At 69.3% G+C, this 21,244-nt stretch carries 24 protein-coding genes; 16 read left to right on the top strand and 8 right to left on the bottom strand.

The genetic code is table 11. The features are described 5' to 3' along the window. Positions 1 to 20: 20 nt before the first annotated feature. From tolB to ftsH, 5 genes are all read left to right on the top strand, one after another. Positions 21 to 1,394 carry a Tol-Pal system beta propeller repeat protein TolB gene (gene tolB, locus BLQ03_RS01445; protein ID WP_090751906.1) on the top strand — a complete coding sequence of 458 codons (1,374 nt, stop codon included), beginning with the start codon at positions 21 to 23 and terminating at the stop codon, positions 1,392 to 1,394. A 14-nt stretch (positions 1,395 to 1,408) separates the two neighbouring features. Then, positions 1,409 to 1,921 carry an OmpA family protein gene (locus BLQ03_RS01440; protein ID WP_090751903.1) on the top strand — a complete coding sequence of 171 codons (513 nt, stop codon included), beginning with the start codon at positions 1,409 to 1,411 and terminating at the stop codon, positions 1,919 to 1,921. Further along, a complete protein-coding gene (locus BLQ03_RS01435; RefSeq protein WP_090751900.1) occupies positions 1,921 to 2,802 on the top strand; it encodes a tetratricopeptide repeat protein in 882 nt (293 codons plus the stop codon). The genes BLQ03_RS01440 and BLQ03_RS01435 overlap by 1 nt, the downstream gene beginning before the upstream one ends. Beyond that, on the top strand, positions 2,792 to 4,051 hold the full coding sequence (gene tilS / locus BLQ03_RS01430; RefSeq protein WP_090751898.1) for a tRNA lysidine(34) synthetase TilS: 1,260 nt from the start codon (positions 2,792 to 2,794) through the stop codon (positions 4,049 to 4,051). The genes BLQ03_RS01435 and tilS overlap by 11 nt, the downstream gene beginning before the upstream one ends. Positions 4,052 to 4,114: 63 nt before the next feature. Next, positions 4,115 to 6,007 (top strand): ATP-dependent zinc metalloprotease FtsH, encoded by a 1,893-nt coding sequence (ftsH, locus tag BLQ03_RS01425; protein ID WP_090751895.1) that lies wholly within the window; start codon positions 4,115 to 4,117, stop codon positions 6,005 to 6,007. A 46-nt stretch (positions 6,008 to 6,053) separates the two neighbouring features. Here ftsH and BLQ03_RS01420 read toward each other — a convergent pair whose 3' ends face one another. Beyond that, the gene (locus BLQ03_RS01420) at positions 6,054 to 7,250 is read right to left on the bottom strand and encodes an ATP-binding protein (RefSeq protein ID WP_090751892.1); all 1,197 of its coding nucleotides are present in this window, start codon (positions 7,248 to 7,250) and stop codon (positions 6,054 to 6,056) included. A 115-nt stretch (positions 7,251 to 7,365) separates the two neighbouring features. Here BLQ03_RS01420 and BLQ03_RS01415 point away from each other — a divergent pair, with 115 nt between their 5' ends. Both BLQ03_RS01415 and folD read left to right on the top strand, forming a co-directional pair. Then, the gene (locus BLQ03_RS01415; protein ID WP_245688629.1) at positions 7,366 to 7,674 is read left to right on the top strand and encodes a chorismate mutase; all 309 of its coding nucleotides are present in this window, start codon (positions 7,366 to 7,368) and stop codon (positions 7,672 to 7,674) included. Further along, a complete protein-coding gene (gene folD / locus BLQ03_RS01410; protein ID WP_090751890.1) occupies positions 7,664 to 8,542 on the top strand; it encodes a bifunctional methylenetetrahydrofolate dehydrogenase/methenyltetrahydrofolate cyclohydrolase FolD in 879 nt (292 codons plus the stop codon). Before BLQ03_RS01415 ends, folD begins: the two co-directional genes overlap by 11 nt. A 15-nt stretch (positions 8,543 to 8,557) precedes the next feature. Here folD and BLQ03_RS01405 read toward each other — a convergent pair whose 3' ends face one another. After that, positions 8,558 to 9,085: a TIGR00645 family protein gene (locus tag BLQ03_RS01405; RefSeq protein ID WP_090751887.1), complete on the bottom strand. Its 528-nt coding sequence runs from the start codon at positions 9,083 to 9,085 to the stop codon at positions 8,558 to 8,560. 132 nt (positions 9,086 to 9,217) lie between these two features. Between BLQ03_RS01405 and fsa the strand changes: the two genes are divergently transcribed. Genes fsa through BLQ03_RS01390 form a run of 3 tightly spaced genes read left to right on the top strand, consistent with a single transcriptional unit; the run spans position 9,218 to position 11,522 of the window. Next, positions 9,218 to 9,874, top strand: a complete 657-nt coding sequence (gene fsa, locus BLQ03_RS01400; protein WP_090751884.1) for a fructose-6-phosphate aldolase — start codon at positions 9,218 to 9,220, stop codon at positions 9,872 to 9,874. Then, a complete protein-coding gene (locus BLQ03_RS01395; protein ID WP_245688628.1) occupies positions 9,871 to 10,581 on the top strand; it encodes a DUF484 family protein in 711 nt (236 codons plus the stop codon). The genes fsa and BLQ03_RS01395 overlap by 4 nt, the downstream gene beginning before the upstream one ends. After that, positions 10,578 to 11,522 carry a tyrosine recombinase XerC gene (locus BLQ03_RS01390; RefSeq protein ID WP_090751881.1) on the top strand — a complete coding sequence of 315 codons (945 nt, stop codon included), beginning with the start codon at positions 10,578 to 10,580 and terminating at the stop codon, positions 11,520 to 11,522. The genes BLQ03_RS01395 and BLQ03_RS01390 overlap by 4 nt, the downstream gene beginning before the upstream one ends. Positions 11,523 to 11,528: 6 nt before the next feature. Here the strand turns inward: BLQ03_RS01390 and BLQ03_RS01385 are convergent, their stop codons facing one another. From BLQ03_RS01385 to BLQ03_RS01360, 6 genes are read right to left on the bottom strand one after another with little or no spacing between them, the layout of a single operon-like run. Then, the gene (locus BLQ03_RS01385) at positions 11,529 to 11,933 is read right to left on the bottom strand and encodes a Na+/H+ antiporter subunit G (RefSeq protein WP_090751879.1); all 405 of its coding nucleotides are present in this window, start codon (positions 11,931 to 11,933) and stop codon (positions 11,529 to 11,531) included. Next, on the bottom strand, positions 11,930 to 12,199 hold the full coding sequence (locus BLQ03_RS01380; RefSeq protein ID WP_090752125.1) for a K+/H+ antiporter subunit F: 270 nt from the start codon (positions 12,197 to 12,199) through the stop codon (positions 11,930 to 11,932). The genes BLQ03_RS01385 and BLQ03_RS01380 overlap by 4 nt, the downstream gene beginning before the upstream one ends. A 2-nt stretch (positions 12,200 to 12,201) precedes the next feature. After that, a complete protein-coding gene (locus BLQ03_RS01375; RefSeq protein WP_090751875.1) occupies positions 12,202 to 12,693 on the bottom strand; it encodes a Na+/H+ antiporter subunit E in 492 nt (163 codons plus the stop codon). Continuing rightward, positions 12,690 to 14,243: a monovalent cation/H+ antiporter subunit D gene (locus BLQ03_RS01370; RefSeq protein ID WP_090751873.1), complete on the bottom strand. Its 1,554-nt coding sequence runs from the start codon at positions 14,241 to 14,243 to the stop codon at positions 12,690 to 12,692. Before BLQ03_RS01370 ends, BLQ03_RS01375 begins: the two co-directional genes overlap by 4 nt. After that, complete coding sequence (locus BLQ03_RS01365; RefSeq protein ID WP_090751871.1) at positions 14,240 to 14,587, bottom strand: Na+/H+ antiporter subunit C; 348 nt, start codon at positions 14,585 to 14,587, stop codon at positions 14,240 to 14,242. Before BLQ03_RS01365 ends, BLQ03_RS01370 begins: the two co-directional genes overlap by 4 nt. A gap of 1 nt (position 14,588) precedes the next feature. Beyond that, on the bottom strand, positions 14,589 to 17,417 hold the full coding sequence (locus BLQ03_RS01360) for a monovalent cation/H+ antiporter subunit A (RefSeq protein WP_090751869.1): 2,829 nt from the start codon (positions 17,415 to 17,417) through the stop codon (positions 14,589 to 14,591). Between the two features lie 124 nt (positions 17,418 to 17,541). Here BLQ03_RS01360 and ruvC point away from each other — a divergent pair, with 124 nt between their 5' ends. Genes ruvC through BLQ03_RS18215 form a run of 6 tightly spaced genes read left to right on the top strand, consistent with a single transcriptional unit; the run spans position 17,542 to position 21,203 of the window. Beyond that, positions 17,542 to 18,036, top strand: coding sequence for a crossover junction endodeoxyribonuclease RuvC (gene ruvC, locus BLQ03_RS01355; protein ID WP_090751867.1), 495 nt, complete (start codon positions 17,542 to 17,544; stop codon positions 18,034 to 18,036). Further along, a complete protein-coding gene (gene ruvA / locus BLQ03_RS01350; protein ID WP_090751864.1) occupies positions 18,033 to 18,719 on the top strand; it encodes a Holliday junction branch migration protein RuvA in 687 nt (228 codons plus the stop codon). Before ruvC ends, ruvA begins: the two co-directional genes overlap by 4 nt. Positions 18,720 to 18,732: 13 nt before the next feature. Then, positions 18,733 to 19,620 carry a zinc metalloprotease HtpX gene (gene htpX / locus BLQ03_RS01345; RefSeq protein WP_090751862.1) on the top strand — a complete coding sequence of 296 codons (888 nt, stop codon included), beginning with the start codon at positions 18,733 to 18,735 and terminating at the stop codon, positions 19,618 to 19,620. Then, positions 19,617 to 20,642, top strand: a complete 1,026-nt coding sequence (gene ruvB / locus BLQ03_RS01340) for a Holliday junction branch migration DNA helicase RuvB (RefSeq protein ID WP_090751860.1) — start codon at positions 19,617 to 19,619, stop codon at positions 20,640 to 20,642. Before htpX ends, ruvB begins: the two co-directional genes overlap by 4 nt. Next, on the top strand, positions 20,635 to 21,051 hold the full coding sequence (locus BLQ03_RS01335; RefSeq protein WP_090751858.1) for a PaaI family thioesterase: 417 nt from the start codon (positions 20,635 to 20,637) through the stop codon (positions 21,049 to 21,051). The genes ruvB and BLQ03_RS01335 overlap by 8 nt, the downstream gene beginning before the upstream one ends. Beyond that, positions 21,048 to 21,203 carry a hypothetical protein gene (locus BLQ03_RS18215; protein ID WP_175558735.1) on the top strand — a complete coding sequence of 52 codons (156 nt, stop codon included), beginning with the start codon at positions 21,048 to 21,050 and terminating at the stop codon, positions 21,201 to 21,203. The genes BLQ03_RS01335 and BLQ03_RS18215 overlap by 4 nt, the downstream gene beginning before the upstream one ends. The last annotated feature ends 41 nt before the right edge of the window (positions 21,204 to 21,244 follow it).

Raw genomic sequence — 21,244 nt, 5'->3', positions numbered from 1 at the left:
CAGGTTAGGCTTCACGCACCATGCCGTTTTCCGTCTCTCTCGCCCGCCTTTCGCTTGCCCTTGCCGCCGCCGTGGTCCTGGCCGGACCCGTCGCCGCGCAGGATGCGGCCGCGCCCCTGGCCCTGCCTGCCGCCGAGGACGAGGGCCCGCTGCGGATCGAGATCACGGGCGGTCAGGTCGAGGCGATGCCCATCGCCATCGCCCCCTTCTTCGACGAAGGGGGCGCGGCCGAGATGGCCGCCCGCATCCAGCAGGTCGTGACCGCCGACCTGACCGGCACGGACCTGTTCCGCGAGATCCCGGCCTCGGCCCATGTGGCGCGTCCTTCGGGCTTCGACGATCCGGTGGCCTACCCCGACTGGCGCGCGATCAATGCCGAGGCGCTGATCCTGGGTTCGGTCGCGGTTCGCGACGGGCAGGTGACGGCCCGGTTCCGGCTGTTCGACGTCTTCTCCGGCCAGCCGCTGGGCGACGGGATGCAGTTCGACGCCCCCGAGGCCGGGTGGCGCCGCGTGGCCCACAAGCTGGCCGACCAGGTCTATGCGCGCATCACGGGCGAGGGTCCCTATTTCGACAGTCGCGTGACCTTTGTATCGGAAACCGGGCCCAAGGACGCGCGTCTCAAGCGCATCGGCATCATGGACTACGACGGCGCGAACCCCCTGTGGGTGACGGACGACAGCGCGCTGGTTGTCTCGCCCCGCTTCTCGCCGGACGGAAGCCAGCTGCTTTACACCAGCTTCGGCAACGGGATGCCGCAGGTCATGCTGATGGACGTGGCGACCGTCCAGTCCCGGCCGCTGAAGCAGGAGGCGGGCACCATGAGCTTTGCCCCCCGCTTTTCGCCCGACAGCCGCTGGATCGTCTATTCGCGCGAAAAAGGCGGCAACACGGACATCTGGCAGATGGACGTGGCGACCGGCGCGGAACGCCCGCTGACGGAAACGGCGGCCATCGAGACCTCGCCCAGCTATTCGCCCGATGGACGGCAGATCGTCTTCGAAAGCGACCAGTCGGGCACGCAGCAGATCTATGTCATGCCCGCCGACGGCTCGGCCGAGCCCGCCCGGATCAGCTTCGGCGAGGGCAGCTACGGCACCCCCGCCTGGTCGCCCACGGGCGACCTGATCGCCTTCACCAAGCGCAACGGCGACAAGTTCCACATCGGCGTGATGCGGCCCGACGGGACCGAGGAAAAGCTGCTGACGGAATCCTTCCTTGACGAGGGTCCGACCTGGGCCCCCAATGGCCGCGTCGTCATGTTCACGCGCCAGACGCCGGGCGGCGACGGCACCCCGCGCCTGCATTCGGTGGACGTGACCGGCCGGAACATGCGTCCCCTCTCGATCGAGGGTGCCGCCTCCGACCCCGACTGGGGACCGCTTTTGCCATGAGGAGCTTGCCCCCGATGACCGGCCTTCGCATCGCCGTTGCCGCCCTTGTCCTTGCCGGACTTGGCGCCTGCACCCAGGCCCCGCCGCCGGCGGTGGTCACGGACCCCTATGCGGGCAGCCGCTATACCGGCACGCTGCCCGGCGGCAGCCTGCCCGGTGTCACGGCCGAGGATTTCCGCCGCACCGCCGGCGACACCGTGCTGTTCCCCGAAAACGACGCGGCGCTGGACGGCACCGCCCGGGCGACGTTGGTGCGCCAGGCCGAGTGGCTCAAGCGGAACGGCAGCTTCTCCTCGGTCGTCGAGGGCCATTCGGACGAACAGGGAACGCGGGAATACAACCTTGCCCTGGGTGCGCGCCGGGCCAGCGCAGTTCAGGAATACCTGATCTCGCAAGGGGTCGAGGCAGGGCGCATCCGCACCAGCTCCTTCGGCAAGGAACGGCCGATCGAGGTCTGCTCGGACCCGGCCTGCCAGGCGCAGAACCGCCGCGCGGTGACGGTGGTCGCGCCGGGGGCGGGCGTCTGATGCTGCGCGCATTGGTCCTTGGCGCGGCTCTTGCGCTGGCGGCGCCCGCGCTGGCGCAGGAGGCCGTGCCCCCGTCGGCTGCCGCGGCCTCGGGCCGGACCCTGGCCGACCTGCGCGCCGACCTGCGCGCCGTGGGGACCGAACTGCGCGCGCTGCGTGCCGAGCTGAACGCCTCGGGTGCCGAGGGCTTCCGCGCGGCAGGCGGCGACAGCGCCATTGACCGCATGAACGCGATGGAGCGCGAGATCACCCGCCTGACCGGCGAGACCGAGCGGCTGAAGCACCGCATCGACGGCGTCGTGCGCGACGGCACCAACCGCATCGGCGACATCGAGTTCCGCCTGTGCGAGATGGAGGAAGGCTGCGACCTGGGCGCGCTGACCACGCCCACTCTGGGCGAGGCGGATGCGGGCGGGGGGATGCTGCAGCCCTCGCTGGGCGGTCCGGCGCCGGTGGCTCCCGACGCGCCGCTGACCGTTCAGGAGGAAGCCGACCTGGGTCAGGCGCGCGAGGCGATGCAGGCGGGCGACTTCACCCGCGCGGCCGAGCTCTTCGGCCGCTTCGCCGAAACCCATGCCGGCAGCCCCGCCGCGGCCGAGGCGCTGTTCCTCAAGGGCGCGGCCTTGGACAGCGCGAACGATCCCAAGGGCGCCGCCGCCGCCTGGCTGCAGGCCTTTGCCGCCGAGCCGACCGGCCCCCGGGCGCCCGACACGCTGCTGGGCCTGTCGCGGGTCTCGGCAGCGGGGCGCCCGCCCTCGGAGGGCTGCGTCTATCTTGCCGAGCTGACCGCGCGCTTCCCCGGCACACCCCAAGCCGAGGAAGCCGGGCGGCGCATGGTTTCGGCAGGCTGCGAGGCGGCGCAGGGGGCGAATGGCGGCTGAGCCGCAGTCCGTCGTTTCCACTGAGCTTGACCGGCTCGCGGGCGGACTGCCCGCGCTGGGCATCGCCGTCTCGGGCGGCAGCGACTCGGTCGCGCTGCTGCACTTGGCCCATGAATGGGCACGTGCCCATGGGGTGCGGATCGAGGCCGCCACCGTGGACCATCGCCTGCGGCCCGAAGCCGCCGCCGAGGCGGCGTGGGTCGGGCGCATGGCCGAGGGGCTGGGTCTGCCCCATGCCGTCCTGACTTGGCAGCACGAGGGTGTCACGGGCAATGTCATGGATGCCGCCCGCCGGGCGCGGATGCACCTGCTGGCCGGCTGGGCCAAGGTGCAGGGCCTTCCGGCGGTGGCGCTGGGGCACACGCAGGACGATCAGGCCGAAACCCTGCTGATGCGGCTGGGGCGCGGCGCGGGGCTGGACGGGTTGTCGGGGATGGCTCCTTCGCGTCAGCAGTACGGGATGCTCTGGCTGCGGCCGATGCTGGGGCTGCGTCGGAAGGCCCTGCAGGACTGGCTGACAGGGCGCGGCATCGCATGGGTGGACGACCCTTCGAACGAGGACCGGGCTTACGAGCGTGTCCGCATCCGTCAGGCAATCGCCGCCCTGAACCTGCCGGTCGAGGGTCTGGCCCGCTCGGCCGAGAACCTGGCCGAGGCCCGCGCGGCCCTCTCCGAAGCCGCCGTGGCTGCCGCTAGGGGCGCGCAGGCGGATCGCGGGATGCTGCGCCTGCCCCGGCATGTCATGGAAGCAAGCCCCGAGATCAGGCGGCGTCTGGTCGTGGCGGCGCTGCGCTGGGTCACGGGCGCCGACTATCCGCCGCGCGGCGCGGATGTCGCGCGGTTGATCGCGCTGCTGGCGGCAGGCGGGCAGGGCACGTTGGATGGTGTGATCGCCCGGACCCGCGGCGAGATGGTCGAGTTCATCCGCGAACCAGCCGCCGCCGCCCGAAGTGGCACCGGGCCGGGGCCTCAGGATATTCGGGTCAGGGGAAATGCACCCGAAGTCCTCTGGGACCGGCGCTGGCGCCTGGCGGGACTGCCCGACGATGCCGTGGTGACCGCCGCCCGAGAGGCCGCGCTGGCGGGGCGCGACTGGCGCGCGGCAGGTCTGCCGCGCATGGCGCTGGCATCCTCGCCCGCCGTGATCCTTGGCGAAAGGGTCATCCTGCCGCTGCTCGATCCCTCGCCTGTCGGCGCCCTGCCGCTGCGCGGACTTGACGACTTCCTCGCAATCTTGCGAGCGCATTGATACAGGGGACTCCAGCCCCTATTTTCACGGGGAAAGACTTCCATCCCTCGGAGGACAACGCCCTTGGGCAACGCGCGCAACATCGCCTTCTGGGTGGTCCTGTTCCTGATGATCCTGGCCCTGTTCAACGCCTTCGGCGGCAACAGCGCGCAGATGAACAGCACCCAGATCGCTTATTCCGACTTCATTCAGAGGGTCGAGAACGACCAGGTCACGGCGGCCACCATCGATGGCGAGACCGTTATCGTGACCGGCACCGACGGCCGCCGCTATTCGACCGTCCGCCCCGTGGGCGAGGACCTGGCCGACCGGCTGATCGACAACGGCGTCGAGGTGAAGGTCGAGCGCCAGCAGCAGTCGGGCTTCATGTCCCTGCTGGGCGTCTGGCTGCCCTTCATCCTGCTGATCGGCGTGTGGATCTTCATGATGAACCGGATGCAGGGCGGGGGCAAAGGCGGGGCCATGGGCTTCGGCAAGTCCAAGGCCAAGCTGCTGACCGAAAAGCACGGCCGCGTCACCTTTGACGACGTGGCGGGCATCGACGAGGCCAAGGAGGAGCTTGAGGAGATTGTCGAGTTCCTGCGCAACCCGCAGAAGTTCTCGCGCCTCGGCGGCAAGATCCCGAAAGGCGCGCTGCTGGTCGGCCCGCCGGGCACCGGTAAGACCCTGCTCGCGCGTGCCATCGCGGGCGAGGCGGGCGTGCCCTTCTTCACCATCTCGGGCTCGGACTTTGTCGAGATGTTCGTGGGCGTGGGTGCGTCCCGCGTGCGCGACATGTTCGAGCAGGCCAAGAAATCCGCCCCCTGCATTGTCTTCATCGACGAGATCGACGCGGTGGGCCGCGCCCGGGGCGTTGGCATCGGCGGCGGCAACGACGAGCGCGAGCAGACGCTGAACCAGCTTCTGGTGGAAATGGACGGCTTCGAGGCGAACGAGGGGATCATCATCATCGCCGCCACGAACCGCAAGGACGTGCTGGACCCGGCCCTGCTGCGCCCCGGCCGCTTCGATCGCCAGATCCACGTGCCGAACCCCGACATCAAGGGCCGCGAGAAGATCCTGAACGTTCATGCCCGCAAGGTGCCGCAAGGCCCCGACGTGGACCTGCGAATCATCGCGCGCGGCACCCCCGGCTTCTCGGGCGCTGACCTGATGAACCTCGTGAACGAGGCCGCGCTGATGGCCGCGCGCATCGGCCGCCGCTTCGTCACGATGGAGGATTTCGAGAACGCCAAGGACAAGGTGATGCTGGGCGTGGAACGCCGCAGCATGGTCCTGACGCCCGAGCAGAAGGAAAAGACCGCCTATCACGAGGCCGGTCACGCCGTCGTCGGGCTGTCGCTGCCAAAGTGCGATCCCGTATACAAGGCCACCATCATCCCGCGCGGCGGCGCCCTGGGCATGGTGGTCAGCCTGCCCGAGATGGACCGGCTGAACTACCACAAGGACGAGGCCAAGCAGAAGATCGCCATGACCATGGCCGGCAAGGCCGCCGAGATCATCAAGTATGGCGAGGAAGGCGTGTCCAACGGCCCGGCCGGCGACATCCAGCAGGCCTCGGCCTTGGCCCGCGCGATGGTGATGCGCTGGGGCATGTCCGACAAGGTCGGCGCCGTGGACTATGCCGAGGCGCATGAGGGCTATCAGGGCAACACCGGCGGCTTCTCGGTGTCCACCAAGACCAAGGAACTGATCGAGCAGGAAGTCCGCGACCTGATCGAGGAAGGCTACCAGGCCGCCCGCCGCATCCTGCTGGAAAAGGAGCAGGAGTTCGAGCGCCTCGCCAAGGGCCTGCTGGAGTACGAGACCCTGACCGGCGAGGAAATCGGCAAGGTCATCCGCGGCGAGCAGCTGGGTGGCGATGACGACACGCCCAGCTCGGCCATCCCGGCGGTGCCGGCCGTGCCGCGCATTCCCCCGGCCAGCAGTGGCCCGGCGCCCGTGCCCACGGCCTGAGCCCGTCACGCACCCGACCCCGGCCCTTCGGCCGGGGTTCTTCGTTTCAGGGCTTGATGCCGACGAAGAAGTCGCGCTTCAGCCCGTTCCAGCCAGCGCCATAAGTCACGATATCGGCAAAGCCGCCGTGTTCGCGCATCTGCGCCAGGCACCATTCGCGGTCGATGCGAAGCCCCAGGCGGTCGCGGTAATGCGCTTCCTCGGTATAGCCCATCTCGAAGAAGAACAGCTTGCGCGTCTTGGCCATCAGCGCCCGCAGCGAGCGGTGGACCGCCTCGGCGTCATGCTTGTCGAAGAGCCACTGGTAGACGCTGAAGGTCGAGGCGACGTCGTGCTCCGCCATCACCTCGGGCACCCAGGTCAGCGCGTTCTGCACCTGCAGGTCCAGGTGCCGGTTGTAGATGTAGCTGTCGGCCACCCGGCCCATCTCGATGTCGTTCGGCGCGACGTCGATGCCCATGGCCCGCAGGCCGAGGTCCGACATGCGCTTGCAGAAGAAGCCGCTGTTGCAGCCGACGTCGATGTAGCTTTTCTGCCCCGCGTCCGTCAGGTCGACGTGCTTGCCGACGAACTCGGCCATGATGCCGGCGCGGGTGGCGCTGTCGGCGCGGATCGGCTCAAGGCCGGCGAATTCGGGGAAGTCGCTGTCGATCGGCTGGTAGATCTGGACCGAGCCGGCTCCGGGGGCGCTGGCGATCAGGCGCTCGCGCAGGTGGGTGCGGGCCTGCGCCTGCAGTTGCCCCGCGCAGCGCGGGCAGACGGAGATGGTCCCGTCCCCTCCCGGCAGCCGGATCGTGGTGGTGGCCTCGCCGTCCGCCATCAGGTCGCAGATCTTGCGGATCCGGGTGACGGTGGCCCCGGCCGCGCGCAGGCGCTCGAGCTGCTGGCTGGAGGGTGTCGAGACGATGACCCGGTGCCCGGCTTCGGACAGGGAAATCCAGTCCTCGGCGAAATCCTGGCCGAAGCGTTGCGCCTCGTCGAAGACGAAGGTCGAGGGGGCGGTCGTCCGGGCACCGATGAAGGCCCGGATCTCGGGGGCATGGCCCTTGAAGTCCACGCGCACCTTGCGCCCACTGCGGGCATTGATCATGTCGAATTTCTCAAGCGCGGGCCGCACCGTGCCGCCGTCCAGCGTGGCGATCAGGAAGGATCTCTGCTTGCGCTCGCGCAGGTCGTTGATGATGCGGATGACCTCGGAGGTCTTTCCCGCCCCCGCGGCCCCGGTCAGCACTGTCAGCGTCATGGTTCTGTCATCCGGCTGAGGTTGATCGTCAGGAAGGTGACGCATTTCCGTCATGATGCAAGGGCCGCGCTTGCCGGCCTTGCACCGCCCCCGCGCAGAGGGCATGAGGCGGCGCATGACCGATGACCTGATGCATCTGAGCGACATGACCGCCCTGCGGTCCGCCATCGACGCGCTTGACCTGGAACTTGCGCGCCTTCTCGCCCGGCGCTCGCGCATGATCGACCGCGCGGCCCAGATCAAGGCCGGGGCTGGCCTGCCTGCCCGCATCGACGAACGCGTCGAGGAGGTCGCCGCCAAGGCCCGCCGGAACGCCGAGGCGACGGGCTACGATCCCGACCTGGCCGAGGCCCTGTGGCGCCTGATGATGGAGCATTTCATTGCTCAGGAAGCCCGACAGCTGGGGGAAGCCGATGAGCGCTGACCTGATCGACGGCAAGGCCTTCGCCGCCGCCCTGCGCGGCCGCATCGCCACGGCGGTCGCCGCCATGAAGGCCGATCACAGCGTCACGCCGGGCCTGGCCGTGGTGCTGGTGGGCGAGGACCCGGCCTCGTCGGTCTATGTCCGCAGCAAGGGCAAGGCCACCGTCGAGGTCGGCATGGAAAGCTTCGAGCACCGCCTGCCCCCCGAAACGTCGCAGGACGACCTGCTGGCGCTGGTCGCGCGACTGAACGGCGATGCGAAGGTGAACGGCATCCTCGTGCAGCTTCCTCTGCCGAAGCATATGGACGAGGCGGCGGTCATCAATGCCATCGCGCCGGAAAAGGACGTGGACGGCTTCACGGTGCTGAACGCCGGGCGGCTCGCCACGGGGCAGAAGGCCATGGTGCCCTGCACGCCGCTGGGCTGCCTGATGCTGCTGCGGGACCGGCTGGGCTCGCTCGCGGGCAAGGATGCGCTGGTGATCGGGCGGTCGAACATCGTCGGCAAGCCCATGGCGCAGCTTCTGCTGGCCGACAGCGCGACCGTGACCGTGGCCCATTCACGCACCGAGGACCTGCCCGACCTTTGCCGCCGCGCCGACATCGTCGTGGCCGCCGTGGGCCGGGCGCGCTTCGTGCAGGGCGACTGGATCAAGCCGGGCGCGACCGTGATCGACGTGGGCATCAACCGCACCGAGGACGGGCTGGTCGGCGACGTGGACTTCGAGTCCGTCCGCCAGGTCGCAGGTGCCATCACCCCGGTTCCCGGCGGCGTCGGTCCCATGACCATCGCCTGCCTGCTGGCCAATACCCTGACCGCCACGGCACGGGTGAACGGCCTGCCGGAACCCGAGGGCCTGACGCCCTGACCGAGGGCGGCGGCCTTACTGGCCGCCGTATTTCTTTCCGCTGCGGGCGATCAGCCAGTCCATTGCCGCCATCAGAAGGCCCGAGACCACGAAGACGACGTGGATGATGACCAGCCAGCGCAGCTCGCGGTCGCCAAGGGGCGTGATGTTCGGGCGTCCCAGTTCCATGAAGCGCTTGAGCAGGTCGATGGCCGAGATCGCCACGATCGAGGCGATGAGCTTCATCTTCAGCCCCGAGAAATCGACCGTGCCCATCCAGCCCGGACGCTCGGCTTCGTCACCCACGTCGAGGCGCGAGACGAAGTTCTCGTAGCCCGAGAAGATCACGATCAGCAGCAGGTTTGCCGCCAGCGTCAGGTCGATCAGCGACAGCGCCGCCAGGATCGCGGTTTCCGCCGACATCGTCAGCGCCTGCGGGACGTAGTAGAAGGTCTGGCGCAGGAACACCGCCAGCATCATCCCCAGCACGGCGACCAGCCCCAGATACATCGGCGCCATCAGCCAGCGCGAGGCGAAGATCAGCCGCTCGAACGCCTTTTCCATGGGTGTCCCTTTCCCGGTTTTCGCGGGCAGATACGAGTGGGCCCGGCCCGAGGCAAGCCCGCGCCGGGCTTTTCGGCTGGGGCGATCTGGTCTACACCACGCGCAACCCAAAGGTCAGGAGGCCACCGCGCCATGAGATTCTTCGTCGATACCGCCGACATCGCCGCCATCCGCGAATTGCACGAACTGGGCATGGTGGACGGGGTCACGACCAACCCCTCGCTGATCCTGAAATCGGGCCGCGACATCGCCGAGGTCACCCGCGAGATCTGCGAGATGGTTCCCGGCCCGGTCAGCGCCGAGGTCGTGGCCTCGGACGCCGAAGGCATGATCCGCGAGGGCAAGCACCTGGCTGAGATCGCGCCCAACGTCACCGTCAAGGTGCCGCTGACCTGGGACGGGCTTAAGGCCTGCAAGGCGCTGACGGACGAGGGCCACATGGTCAACGTCACGCTCTGCTTCACGCCCGCGCAGGCGATCCTGGCGGCCAAGGCGGGGGCGACCTTCATCAGCCCCTTCATCGGCCGCCTGGACGACATCGGCCTGGACGGGATGGAGCTGATCGCCGACATCCGCCGCATCTACGACAACTACGGCTACGAGACGAACCTGCTCGCCGCCTCGATCCGGTCGGTGAACCACATCATCGAATGCGCCCGCATCGGCGCGGACGTGATCACGGCACCGCCCGCCGTCATCAAGGCGATGGCGAACCACATCCTGACGGACAAGGGGCTGGACCAGTTCAACGCCGACTGGGCCAAGACCGGCCAGAAGATCGGGCTGTGACCGAGGCCCTGGACAGGACGCCCGAGGCCGCGCTGGACCCCGGCACGCGCGACCGGCTGCTGGCCGAGCCGGCGCTGATCCTGGGCGACCGCGAGCTGATGCGGGCGCTGGTGGCCGCGCGCGAGGCGGAACTGGGCGAGAATGTCATCGACATCCGCGGCCGCGCCATGCAGGCGCTGGAGCATCGGCTCGATCGGCTGGAATCTGCGCATGAAAGCGTGATCTCGGCGGCCTATGAAAATCAGGCGGGCACGCAGACGATCCACCGCGCGGTGCTGTCGCTGCTCGAGCCGATGGATTTCCCGGGTTTCTTGGAAACGCTGGAAACGGACGTGGCCCCGATCCTGCGGGTCGAGACGCTGAAGCTGGTGATGGAATCGCCCGAGGACGCGGCGCCCTCGGACACGGGGCCGCTGGTGGTGCTGCCGGCGGGCAGCATCGGCCGGCTGATCGCGGCGGGCCGCAAGGCCCCGCGCGGCGACGACATCGTGCTGCGCCGCGCCAGCCCCGAGACGCTGGCCGTCCACGGCACCGAGGTCCGGTCCGAGGCGCTGCTGCCGCTGGACCTCGGCCCCGGGCGCAGGCCCGCGCTGCTGGTCATGGGCTCGCGCGATGTGGGGCGGTTCTCGCCCGCGCAGGGCACGGACCTTTTGCGCTTCTTCGCGCAGGTCTTCCGGCTGGTCCTGATCGGCTGGCTTCGGGGATGAGCGGGCAGGGTCCGGTGCCGCCCCTGGCGCTGGCCCCGGCCATGTCGGACGCGCTGGCCCGCTGGCTGGACAGCGAACGCGGAACGCGCGGCCGGTCCGAACATACGATCACTGCCTATCAGGGTGACCTGCTGGCCTTCCTGTCCTTCCTGGGCGGCTATCACGGAACGCCTGCGCTGCCCGGAGCACTGGCCGCGCTGACCCAGTCCGACCTGCGCGCCTTTGCCGCCGCCGAACGGGCGCGGGGCCTGTCGGCCCGCAGCCTCGCCCGCCGCCTGTCCGCGATCCGCAGCTTCCTGCGCTGGATCAGCGACCGCGAGGGTTTCGACGCCAGCCGCGCCCTGTCCGCCCGCAGCCCCCGTTATCGCCGGAGCCTGCCGCGCCCGATCCCGGTGGAGCAGGCCCGCGCCGTCCTCGATCTCGCGGGCGAGCGGCATCCGACGCCTTGGATCGCCGCCCGCGACATGGCGGTGCTGACGCTGCTTTACGGTCTGGGCCTGCGCATCGGCGAGGCTCTCGCGCTGAACGGACGCGACTGGCCGATGGAAGATTCGCTCGTGATCCGTGGCAAGGGCGGGCGCGAGCGGATGGTGCCCGTCCTGCCCGCCGCGCGGCAGGCGGTCGCGGCCTACCTGCGGATCTGCCCCTTTCCGCTGACCCCGGACGGGCCGCTGTTCTTCACGGTCAAGGGCAAGCGGCTTTATGCAGGCGCCATCGAGGGCGCCATGGCCTCGCTTCGCCAGTCGCTGGGCCTGCCGGAAACCGCGACGCCCCATGCGCTGCGCCACAGCTTCGCCACGCATCTGCTGGCCGCCGGGGGCGACCTGCGCACGATCCAGCAGCTTCTGGGGCACGCGAGCCTGTCCACGACGCAGGTTTATACCGGCGTGGACGACGCGCATCTGCTGGCCGTCCACCGCGCCGCGCATCCGCGGCGCTGAGGGCCTTCACTCGCGGCCCGGGGCATCGTCCGGGACGGTGACGATGGGGCTCGTCTCGGCGCCCTTGCCCCAGGTCGCCCATTCGGCGCCCGAAGGGGGCTGCGGCAGTTCCTCGGGCTTCCAGGACAGATGCATGTGCGCCTTGCCGATATACAGCCCGGTGATCGGCGCGGTCAGAAACAGGAACAGGCCGATCAGCAGCTCGTGCCAGCTGAGATGGTCATGGTGGACCCAGAAGAAGGCCATCGAGGCGATCAGGACCGAGCCCACCCCCAGCGTCGCCGCCTTGGTCGGCCCGTGCAGGCGCGTCATCATGTCGGGCAGCCGCACCAGGCCCCAGGCGCCGACGAGCCCGAAGACCCCGCCCGCCACCAGGAGCGCCGCGATCAGGATGTCCGCCAGCGCCATCATTCGATGATGTCCCCGCGCAGGACGAACTTGGCGAAGGCGACGGTGGACACGAAGCCCACCATGGCGAAGAGCATCGTCGCCTCGAAGTAGAAGCCCGAGCCGCGCTGGATGCCGAACAGCGTGATCAGCGCGATCATGTTGATGGTCATGGTGTCCAGCGCCAGCACCCGGTCGCTGAAGCCCGGGGCCCGGACGACGCGGTAAAGGCACAGAAGCTGCGCCAGCGCGAAGCAGCCGAAGGCGAACCACAGGGCGGCGTCCAGGATGCTCATCGGAAGATCTCCTTCAGGCGGGCCTCGTAGCGGGTCTTGATCTCGTCCACCGTGGCGGCCGGGTCGGGGCAGTGCAGCGCGTGGACCAGCAGGGCGGACCCGTCCTCGGCCAGGTCGCAGCTGACGGTGCCGGGGGTCAGGGTGATGGTGCCCATCAGGGCGGCGACAGCCTCGGGCGCGGTCAGTTCCAGCGGGACGACCAGCCAGCAGGGACGCAGATCGGCCTTGGGCATGAACAGCACGATACGGGCCACGTCGATGTTGGCCTTGACGATGTCATGAATGACGATGCCCAGGTAACCAAGGATGCGCAGGGGGCTGCGCAGGCGGGCGCGGCCGGGCCAGTAGGGCTCGGTCACGATCGGGATCACCAGCCCCAGCGCCAGGGCGAAGACCAGCGATCCCCAGGCGAAGCGGTTGACCAGCAGCAGCCAGATCAGCGCGACGGCCAGTGACAGGGCAGGGTGGGGCAGAAGGCGGCGGATCATTTCACGCCCTCCTGGTTGCGCAGCACGGCCTCGATATAGGGCTCGGGGTCGATCAACTGGCGCGCGGTCGCGTCGGCATAGCGCATCACCGGCCCGGCAAAGGCGGTCAGCAGCACCATCCCCGCGACCAGCGCCGCTGTGGCGGTCAGCGCAAGCGGCGCCGAAACCGGCGTGGCGTCATGGGGGGGCTCGTCCGGCTCGGCCTGCGGGGGAGGGGCGTCCTGCGCGGCATGGGCCTTCCAGAAGACCAGCGAGCCGGCCCGCGTCAGCCCGGCGATGGCCAGCAGCGAGGTGATCAGGATGATCGCCCAGATCACCGCCACCCCTTCGGCGTCGCGCACCGACTGCAAGACCGCGAGCTTGCCCAGGAAGCCCGACAGGGGCGGCAGCCCCGCGATGCCGATGGCCGCCGCGAAGAACAGCGCCGCCACGATCCCCGCCTGCGCGATGGGGGGCGCGACCCGCAGCCACTGGCTGCCGCCCTGCCTGCGCGTGGCGATCAGGTCCACGGCCAGGAACAGCGCGGCGGTGGCCAGCGTCGAGTGGACCAGGTACCAGATCCCCGCCGTCAGCCCCGGCAGGCGGAATTGCGCGACCGCGATCATCAGCGTGCCGACCGAGCCCAGCGCGGCAAAGGCCGCCATCCGCCCGAGGTGGCGCGAGCCCAGAACGCCCAACTGTCCCACGATCAGCGTGACAAGGGCTGCAGGCAGCAGGATATCGGCGGCGAAACGCTCGATCACGCTGTCGGCGGGGAAGACCAGCGTGAAGAAGCGGATGATCCCGTAGATGCCGACCTTGGTCATGATGGCAAACAGCGCGGCCACCGGCCCGGGTGCGCGCGCATAGGTCGAGGGCAGCCAGAAATGCAGCGGAACCAGCGCGGCCTTGATCGCGAAGACCAGCATCAGCAGCACCGCGCCTACCCGCAGGATCGCCGTGTCGCTTGCGGGCATCTGCGCCACGCGCAGCGCGAGGTCCGCCATGTTCAGCGTGCCGGTCGCGGAATAGATCGTCCCCAGAGCGGCCAGGAACAGCGACGACCCGGCGAGGTTGTAGATGACATACTGCACGCCCGCGCGCAGCCGCAGCTCTCCGCCCGAATGGATCATCAGCCCGTAGCTGGCGATCAGCAGGATCTCGAAGAAGACGAACAGGTTGAAGGCGTCGCCGGTCAGGAAGGCGCCGTTGATCCCCATCAGCTGGAACTGCCACAGCGCGTGGAAGTGCCAGCCCCGGCGGTCCCAGCCGGACCCTATGGCGTAAAGCTGGACGGCCAGCCCGACCAGCGCGGCCAGAACCAGCATCAGCGCGGCCAGCCGGTCTAGCATCAGCACGATGCCGAAGGGGGCGGCCCAGTTGCCCAATCGATAGACCTGCACCTCGCCGCCCAGCGCCTGGACCATCAGCCAGACGGCCAGCGCAAGCTGCGCGGCGGTGGCGGCGGTGCTGAACACCCGCTGCAGCAGCAGGTCGCGCCGCATTCCCAGAACGATCAGCGGACCCACGAAGGCGGGCAGGACCACCGGGACGACAAGCCAGTGGTTCATGCGCGCGGCCCCCTGCGGTCGCGGCGGGGCAGGTCGATGCGGTCGTCGCCGCCTTCGACGAATGCCCCCAGCGCCATCATCACCACCAGGGCCGTCATCCCGAAGGAGATCACGATGGCCGTCAGCACCAGCGCCTGCGGCAGGGGATCGGTATAGCCCTGCGCCGCCTCGCTCAGGATCGGCGGGCGGTCGATCACCAGCCGCCCGGTGGCGAACAGGAACAGGTTGGTCGCATAGCTCAGCATCGTCATGCCGAGGACAACGGCGAAGCTGCGCTTGCGCAGCGTCAGGTAGACTCCGGCGGCAGTCAGGCAGCCGATGGCCGAGGCCAGCAGGAACTCCATCTCAGCGCCTCCCTTTCTGCGGGGTGTCGGAAGGGGCGGTTTCCTGCCCGGCCGCGCGGGCGATGCGCGACAGCGAGTTCAGCGCCAGCATCACCGCGCCCACCACGGCCAGGAAGACGCCGGTGTCGAAGCCCATGGCGGTGGCCCATTCGACCGGATCGACGCCCCACAGGTGGACATAGCCATAGGCCGAGGTCAGGAAGGGCATGCCCGCGAACCAGGCGCCCGCGCCGGTGATGCCCGCCGCCAGCACGCCCAGTCCGATCAGCGCGTGATAGGGAATGTTCTGCCGGGCCATGGCCCAGGCATAGCCCGAGGCCATGTACTGCATGACAAGCGCCACCGACACGACAAGGCCTGCGATGAAGCCGCCGCCCGGCGCGTTGTGCCCGCGCAGGAAGATGTAAAGGCCCACGACCAGCGACAGGGGCATCAGCACCCGCGTCGCCACCACCAGCATCAGCGGGTGGCGGTCGCCCGCGCGGCGCATCTCGCTGATCCAGCCCCGCAGCCGGGCCGAGGCGCGGCCTCCCAGCAGCGCCTGGGTCATGGCGAAGATCGCAAGGCCCGCGATGCCCAGCACGGTGATTTCGCCATAGGTGTCGAAGCCGCGGAAATCGACAAGGATCACGTTGACGACGTTGTCGCCCCCGCCCAGCTTGTAGCTGTTCTCGACCATGTAGCCCGAGATCGAGGGGAAGGCGAAGTCGCGCCGCAGGATGGCATAGGCGAGGATGCCGACGCCCAGTCCCGCCAGCGCCGCGACAAAGGCGTCCGCGCCGCGCTTGACGTTGCTGGTGTCCAGCACGGTGCGCTTGGGCAGGAAGTTCAGCGCCAGCAGCATCAGGATGACCGTGACGACCTCGACCGTGATCTGGGTCAGGGCCAGGTCGGGGGCCGAGAAATAGACAAAGGTGCAGGACACGATCAGCCCGACGATGCCGACCAGAACCAGCGCCAGGATGCGGCGGCGGTGCAGGGCGACCATGGTGCCGGTCGCCACCAGCATCAGCACCCAGCCCATCAGGGCGACGGGGGTGACCGGCAGCATGGGCCTCAGGTCCGGGCGGGCGAGGCCCGTGTGCCAGGCCGCGAAGCCGCAGATGACGCAGGACAGCATCAGCAGCGCCAGCGCCCGCGACATGGACCCGTTGGTGAAGCTGTCGGTGAAGCCGCGCGAGATGCGGGCGACGGCGCGCTCGACCGCGTCGAAGACCCGCTTGGCGTCGGGGCGGGGCAGGCGGTGACGCAGCCTGTCCGCCCGGTGCCAGCGCCGCAGCAGCAGGACGCCGCCCCCGATGGCCAGCGCCGACATCGCCAGCGCCGGGGTGATGCCGTGCCACAGCGTGAAATGGGGGTGCTGCGGGGTCTGCGTGACGGCGCTGCCCGCAGCGGCGACCAGCCAGCCCAGCGTCGCGTTCGGGAACAGCCCCGTGACCACGACCAGCCCCACCAGCAGCGCCGGTCCTGCCCAGAGGCCGGGGCCTGGGTCATGGGGCGCGTGCGGATAGTCGTCGCGCGCCGGTCCCAGGAAGACATGCGCCACCAGCCGCAGCGAATAGGCGACCGAGGCCAGTGCGGCCAGGGTCGCCAGCGCGCCGATGGCCCAGCTCATGCCCTGACCGGCCTGGGCCGCGGCCTGTTCCAGCATCATCTCCTTGGACAGGAAGCCGTTGAAGGGCGGGATGCCCGCCATCGACAGCGAGGCGACCAGGATCAGGCTGAAGGTCAGCGGCATCAGGGACCTGAGGCCCCCAAGCTGGCGGATCGACCGGGTATGCGTCCCGTGGTCGATGATGCCCGCGCCCATGAACAGCGCCGCCTTGAAGCTGGCATGGGCCGTGATGTGGAACATGGCGGCGGTGGCGGCGGCCTCGGTGCCGAAGCCCAGCAGCATGGTGATCAGCCCCAGGTGGCTGACCGTGGAATAGGCCAGCAGTCCCTTGAGGTCGTCCTGAAACAGCGCGATCACCGCGCCGACCAGCATGGTGACAAGACCAGCGGTGGCGACGATCCCGAACCATTCGGGCGTGCCCGACAGCGCGGGCCACAGCCGCGCCATCAGGAAGATCCCCGCCTTCACCATCGTGGCCGAATGCAGGTAGGCGCTGACCGGAGTTGGCGCGGCCATCGCCCGCGGCAGCCAGAAATGGAAAGGGAACTGCGCCGACTTGGTGAAGGCCCCCAGCAGGATCAGAAGCAGCGCCGGCAGGTAAAGGTCCGAGCCCTGGATCGCCTCGCGCTGGGCGATGATCTCGGACAGGCGGTACGATCCCGCGACCTGCCCCAGCATCAGGCAGCCCGCGATCATGGCAAGTCCGCCCAGCGCGGTCACGGTCAGCGCCATGCGCGCGCCCTGCCTCCCCTCGGGCAGGTGCTTCCAGAAGCCGATCAGCAGAAAGGACGACAGCGACGTCAGTTCCCAGAAGACCAGCATCATGAGGATGTTGTCCGACAGCACGATGCCCGTCATCGCGCCCTGGAACAGCATCAGGTAGGTGAAGAAGGGACCCGCCGCGTCCTGTTCGGACAGGTAGAACCTTGCGTAGAGGATGATCAGCAGCCCGATCCCCAGGATCAGGATGCCGAAGAGCAGCCCCAGCCCGTCCAGCATGAAATCCGCGTTCAGCCCGATCTGGGGCATCCAAGGCAGGCGCGTCGTGACGACCTCGCCCGCCAGCACGGTCGGGATGTGCAGAAGCAATCCCAGAAGCGCGACGGCAGTGATGGCCGCGCAGGCGATGGCGGCGGGACTGCGGCCCGAGCGGACCATGAGGCCGGGCAGCAGGGCACCCAGGAACGGAAGGACGGCGATCAGGGCTGGGGACATGGGCTCCTCAGATTTGAGAGGGTGTCCCAAGTGGGCCGCCGGGTGTCAAGCGATTGACGAAACCGGCTTTGCGATGTTCGCGCTTCGTGCTAGCCCTTGGGAAAACAGGGCCGAAGGGGCGGGCATGAAGGTTCTGGGCATCGACCCCGGTCTTGTGAACATGGGCTGGGGGATCATTGTCGCGGATGGCTCGCGCCTGCGGCACGTGGCGAACGGGATCATCCGGTCCGACAGCGACAGCCTTGCCGCGCGGCTGTGTGACCTGCACCGGGGGCTGGTGGCGGTGATCGCCGCGCATGCGCCCGATGCGGCGGCGGTGGAGCAGACCTTCGTCAACAAGGACGCGGTCGGCACGCTGAAGCTGGGGCAGGCGCGCGGGGTCGCACTGCTGGCGCCCGCGCAGGCGGGGATCGCCGTCGGGGAATACGCGCCCAACGCCGTGAAGAAGGCGATTGTCGGCGTGGGCCACGCCCAGAAGCAGCAGGTCGAGCACATGGTCCGCTTCCAGTTGCCGGGGGTGGAGCTTGCCGGTCCGGATGCGGCGGATGCGCTGGCCATCGCCATCTGCCACGCGCGCCACCTGCAGAGCCGCAGCCTGCGCATCAAGGTCGTCGCATGATCGGACGCATTGCCGGGCTGATCCTGCACCGCGCAGCCGACCACGTCCTGATCGACGTCCGCGGCGTCGGCTACATCGTCCATGTGAGCGAGCGCACGGCCGCGAGCCTGCCCCCTGTGGGTCAGGCCGCCGCGCTTTATACCGACCTTCTGGTGCGCGAGGATCTTCTGCAGCTTTTCGGCTTTCCGACGCTGCTGGAAAAGGAATGGCACCGGCTGCTGACCTCGGTGCAGGGGATCGGGGCCAAGGCTTCTTTGGCAATTCTGGGCACCTTGGGGCCCGAGGGCCTGGGCCGCGCCATCGCGCTGGGCGACTGGGCGGCCGTGCGCCGCGCGCCGGGCGTGGGGCCGAAGCTCGCGCAGCGTGTGGTGCTGGAACTGAAGGACAAGGCGCCGGGGATCATCGCCATGGGCGGCGCGCTGACGGTGGACGCGGGTGCGGTGCTGGATGCGGACGAGCCGGGCATCGAGCCCGGCACGCCCGCTGCCGCCCCGAAGCCTGTGCCTGTCAGGGGTGCCGGTTCTGCGGCGGCTTCGGCCGATGCGCTCTCGGCGCTGACGAACCTGGGTTATGGCCCGTCCGAGGCGGCGATGGCGGTGGCCGAGGCTTCTACCAGGGAACCTGACGCCGGCACGGCCGCGTTGATCCGCGCGGCGCTCAAGTCTCTGGCGCCCAAGGAATAAGAGGGTTCGGGCGATGCACGGGAACATGCGCACCTTTATCCTCATGGCGGCGATGACGGCGCTGCTGATGGGGATGGGCTGGCTGATCGGCGGGCAGGGCGGCGCGGTGCTTGCACTGGTCGTCGCGGGCGTGGGTAACCTTTGGGCCTGGTGGAACAGCGACAAGGCGGTGCTGCGCCAGCATGGCGCGATGCCGGTGACCGAGGCCGAGGCCCCTGATCTCGTGCGGATGGTGCGGCAGCTTGCCGACCGCGCGGGCCTGCCGATGCCCAGAGTCTACGTGCTGGCGACCGAGCAGCCCAATGCCTTCGCCACCGGGCGCAACCCCGAGAACTCGGCCGTGGCGGTGACGCAGGGGCTGCTGCGCATCCTGACGCGCGACGAACTGGCGGGCGTGATCGCGCATGAGCTGGCCCATATCAGGCATCGCGACACGCTGGTCATGACCGTAACCGCTGCCATGGCGGGGGCCATCGCGATGCTGGGCAACCTCATGCTGTTCACGGGCGACCGGGGCCGCCCGGGAGGGGCGCTGGGCGGCATCCTTGCCATGATCCTCGCGCCGCTGGCCGCGATGCTGGTGCAGATGGCGATCTCGCGGTCGCGGGAATATGTGTCGGACCGCTCGGGGGCAGAAATCTGCGGCAACCCGATGGCGCTGGCCTCGGCGCTGGCGAAGATCGCCAATGCGGCGGGGCGCACGGTCAACATCCCGGCCGAACGCAACCCGGCCTCGGCGTCCATGTTCATCATCAACCCGCTGGGAGCGCTGCGGATGGATCAGCTGTTCTCGACCCATCCCTCGACGCAGGAGCGGATCGACCTGCTGGCGCGGATGCAGGTGGCGCCCGCCGCCCCGTCCTTCGCCCGTAGCTCCGTCCCGCCGGTGCGCCGCGGATGACGCCCGACCCGACCCTGCGCGGTGAGCGGATGGAGGGCGAGGCTGAGGACCGCGCCCTGCGCCCCCAGAAGTTGGAAGAGTTTATCGGCCAGGCCGAGGCGCGCGCCAACCTGCGCGTGTTCATCGACAGCGCCCGGATGCGGGGACAGGCGATGGACCACACGCTGTTCCACGGGCCTCCGGGGCTGGGGAAAACAACGCTCGCGCAGATCATGGCGCGGGAACTGGGCGTGAACTTCAAGATGACCTCGGGGCCGGTGCTGGCGCGGGCAGGGGACCTTGCTGCGATCCTGACGAACCTCGAGGCGCGTGACGTCCTCTTCATTGACGAGATCCACCGGATGAACCCGGCGGTCGAGGAAGTCCTTTACCCGGCGATGGAGGATTTCGAACTGGACCTCGTGATCGGCGAGGGGCCCGCCGCCCGCACCGTCCGCATCGAGCTTCAGCCCTTCACGCTGGTGGGCGCGACGACCCGTCTCGGCCTGCTGACGACGCCGCTGCGCGACCGCTTCGGCATCCCGACGCGGCTGCAGTTCTATACGGTCGATGAGCTTGACCTGATCGTCGCCCGCGGCGCCCGGCTGATGGGGATCAAGGCCGAGCCCGACGGCACGCAGGAGATCGCCCGCCGTGCGCGCGGCACCCCCCGGATCGCGGGGCGGCTTCTGCGCCGGGTCGTGGACTTCGCGCTGGTGGAAGGCGACGGGCGGCTGACGCGCGAGCTGGCCGACATGGCGCTGACGCGGCTGGGGGTGGACGACCTCGGGCTGGACTCGGCCGACCGGCGATACCTGACGCTCATGGCCGAGCATTACGGCGGCGGGCCGGTCGGGGTGGAAACGCTGTCCGCCGCGCTGTCGGAAAGCCGCGACGCCATCGAGGAGGTGATCGAGCCTTATCTGCTGCAACAGGGCTTGATCCTGCGCACGCCGCGTGGCCGGATGCTGGGGCATTTGGGATGGCGGCATCTGGGGATGGACATGCCCAAGGCCGCGCAGGCAGGATTGTTCGATGATTGACGTGGAAAGCCGACTGCGGGGCAGCTTTGCCCGGCAGACGATGATGCAGACGCTGGGGGCGGAACTGGAAGAGGCCGCCGAGGGCCGCACCCGCATCGCCGCCCCCATCGCGGATCATGTGCTGCAGCAGCAGGGCTTCGCCCATGCCGCGCTGGCCTTCGCCATCGGCGATTCCGCAGCGGGCTACGCGGCGCTGTCGGTCATGCCCGAGGGGGCCGAGGTCGTCACCGTCGAGATGAAGATCAACCTACTGTCGCCCGCCGTGGGTGACCGCCTCGTGGCTGAGGGAAGGGTGATCCGCCCCGGCCGCCGCATCGTCGCCGTGGCTTCGGACGTCTTTGCCGAGGGCGACAAGGGTCGCAAGCACGTCGCCACCCTGCTGGGCACGATGGTTCCGGTCGAGCCATGAGCGACTGGCCCCTGATCCTGCGCTACGCCGTGACGGCGATCGTCTTCGCCCTGACGATCTGGGCCTTCAGCACAGGTCACATGCTGCTGGCTGTGATCGGCGTCGCCGCCTGTGCCTTCGTGTTCAAGCGGCTCTTCCTGTCGGACATCTGATGCCCCGGGGCCTCGCCCCTGACAGGACGCGGCGACATGAT

Origin of the sequence: Paracoccus chinensis, from assembly GCF_900102885.1 — a bacterium.
Classification (GTDB): domain Bacteria; phylum Pseudomonadota; class Alphaproteobacteria; order Rhodobacterales; family Rhodobacteraceae; genus Paracoccus; species Paracoccus chinensis.
Note: the sequence above shows the minus strand (reverse complement) of the source record. Positions and strands in the feature narration are given on the sequence as shown.

Coding starts and splice junctions, on each gene's coding strand:
- ruvC (WP_090751867.1), top strand. CDS start 17,542: ATGAAGGTTCTGGGCATCGACCCCGGTCTTGTGAACATGGGCTGGGGG.
- BLQ03_RS01370 (WP_090751873.1), bottom strand. CDS start 14,243: ATGAACCACTGGCTTGTCGTCCCGGTGGTCCTGCCCGCCTTCGTGGGT.
- fsa (WP_090751884.1), top strand. CDS start 9,218: ATGAGATTCTTCGTCGATACCGCCGACATCGCCGCCATCCGCGAATTG.
- htpX (WP_090751862.1), top strand. CDS start 18,733: ATGCACGGGAACATGCGCACCTTTATCCTCATGGCGGCGATGACGGCG.
- BLQ03_RS01385 (WP_090751879.1), bottom strand. CDS start 11,933: ATGATGGCGCTGGCGGACATCCTGATCGCGGCGCTCCTGGTGGCGGGC.
- BLQ03_RS01405 (WP_090751887.1), bottom strand. CDS start 9,085: ATGGAAAAGGCGTTCGAGCGGCTGATCTTCGCCTCGCGCTGGCTGATG.
- BLQ03_RS01335 (WP_090751858.1), top strand. CDS start 20,635: ATGATTGACGTGGAAAGCCGACTGCGGGGCAGCTTTGCCCGGCAGACG.
- tolB (WP_090751906.1), top strand. CDS start 21: ATGCCGTTTTCCGTCTCTCTCGCCCGCCTTTCGCTTGCCCTTGCCGCC.
- BLQ03_RS01415 (WP_245688629.1), top strand. CDS start 7,366: ATGACCGATGACCTGATGCATCTGAGCGACATGACCGCCCTGCGGTCC.
- BLQ03_RS01420 (WP_090751892.1), bottom strand. CDS start 7,250: ATGACGCTGACAGTGCTGACCGGGGCCGCGGGGGCGGGAAAGACCTCC.
- ruvA (WP_090751864.1), top strand. CDS start 18,033: ATGATCGGACGCATTGCCGGGCTGATCCTGCACCGCGCAGCCGACCAC.
- BLQ03_RS01390 (WP_090751881.1), top strand. CDS start 10,578: ATGAGCGGGCAGGGTCCGGTGCCGCCCCTGGCGCTGGCCCCGGCCATG.
- BLQ03_RS18215 (WP_175558735.1), top strand. CDS start 21,048: ATGAGCGACTGGCCCCTGATCCTGCGCTACGCCGTGACGGCGATCGTC.
- BLQ03_RS01440 (WP_090751903.1), top strand. CDS start 1,409: ATGACCGGCCTTCGCATCGCCGTTGCCGCCCTTGTCCTTGCCGGACTT.
- folD (WP_090751890.1), top strand. CDS start 7,664: ATGAGCGCTGACCTGATCGACGGCAAGGCCTTCGCCGCCGCCCTGCGC.
- BLQ03_RS01435 (WP_090751900.1), top strand. CDS start 1,921: ATGCTGCGCGCATTGGTCCTTGGCGCGGCTCTTGCGCTGGCGGCGCCC.
- ruvB (WP_090751860.1), top strand. CDS start 19,617: ATGACGCCCGACCCGACCCTGCGCGGTGAGCGGATGGAGGGCGAGGCT.
- tilS (WP_090751898.1), top strand. CDS start 2,792: ATGGCGGCTGAGCCGCAGTCCGTCGTTTCCACTGAGCTTGACCGGCTC.
- BLQ03_RS01375 (WP_090751875.1), bottom strand. CDS start 12,693: ATGATCCGCCGCCTTCTGCCCCACCCTGCCCTGTCACTGGCCGTCGCG.
- BLQ03_RS01360 (WP_090751869.1), bottom strand. CDS start 17,417: ATGTCCCCAGCCCTGATCGCCGTCCTTCCGTTCCTGGGTGCCCTGCTG.
- BLQ03_RS01365 (WP_090751871.1), bottom strand. CDS start 14,587: ATGGAGTTCCTGCTGGCCTCGGCCATCGGCTGCCTGACTGCCGCCGGA.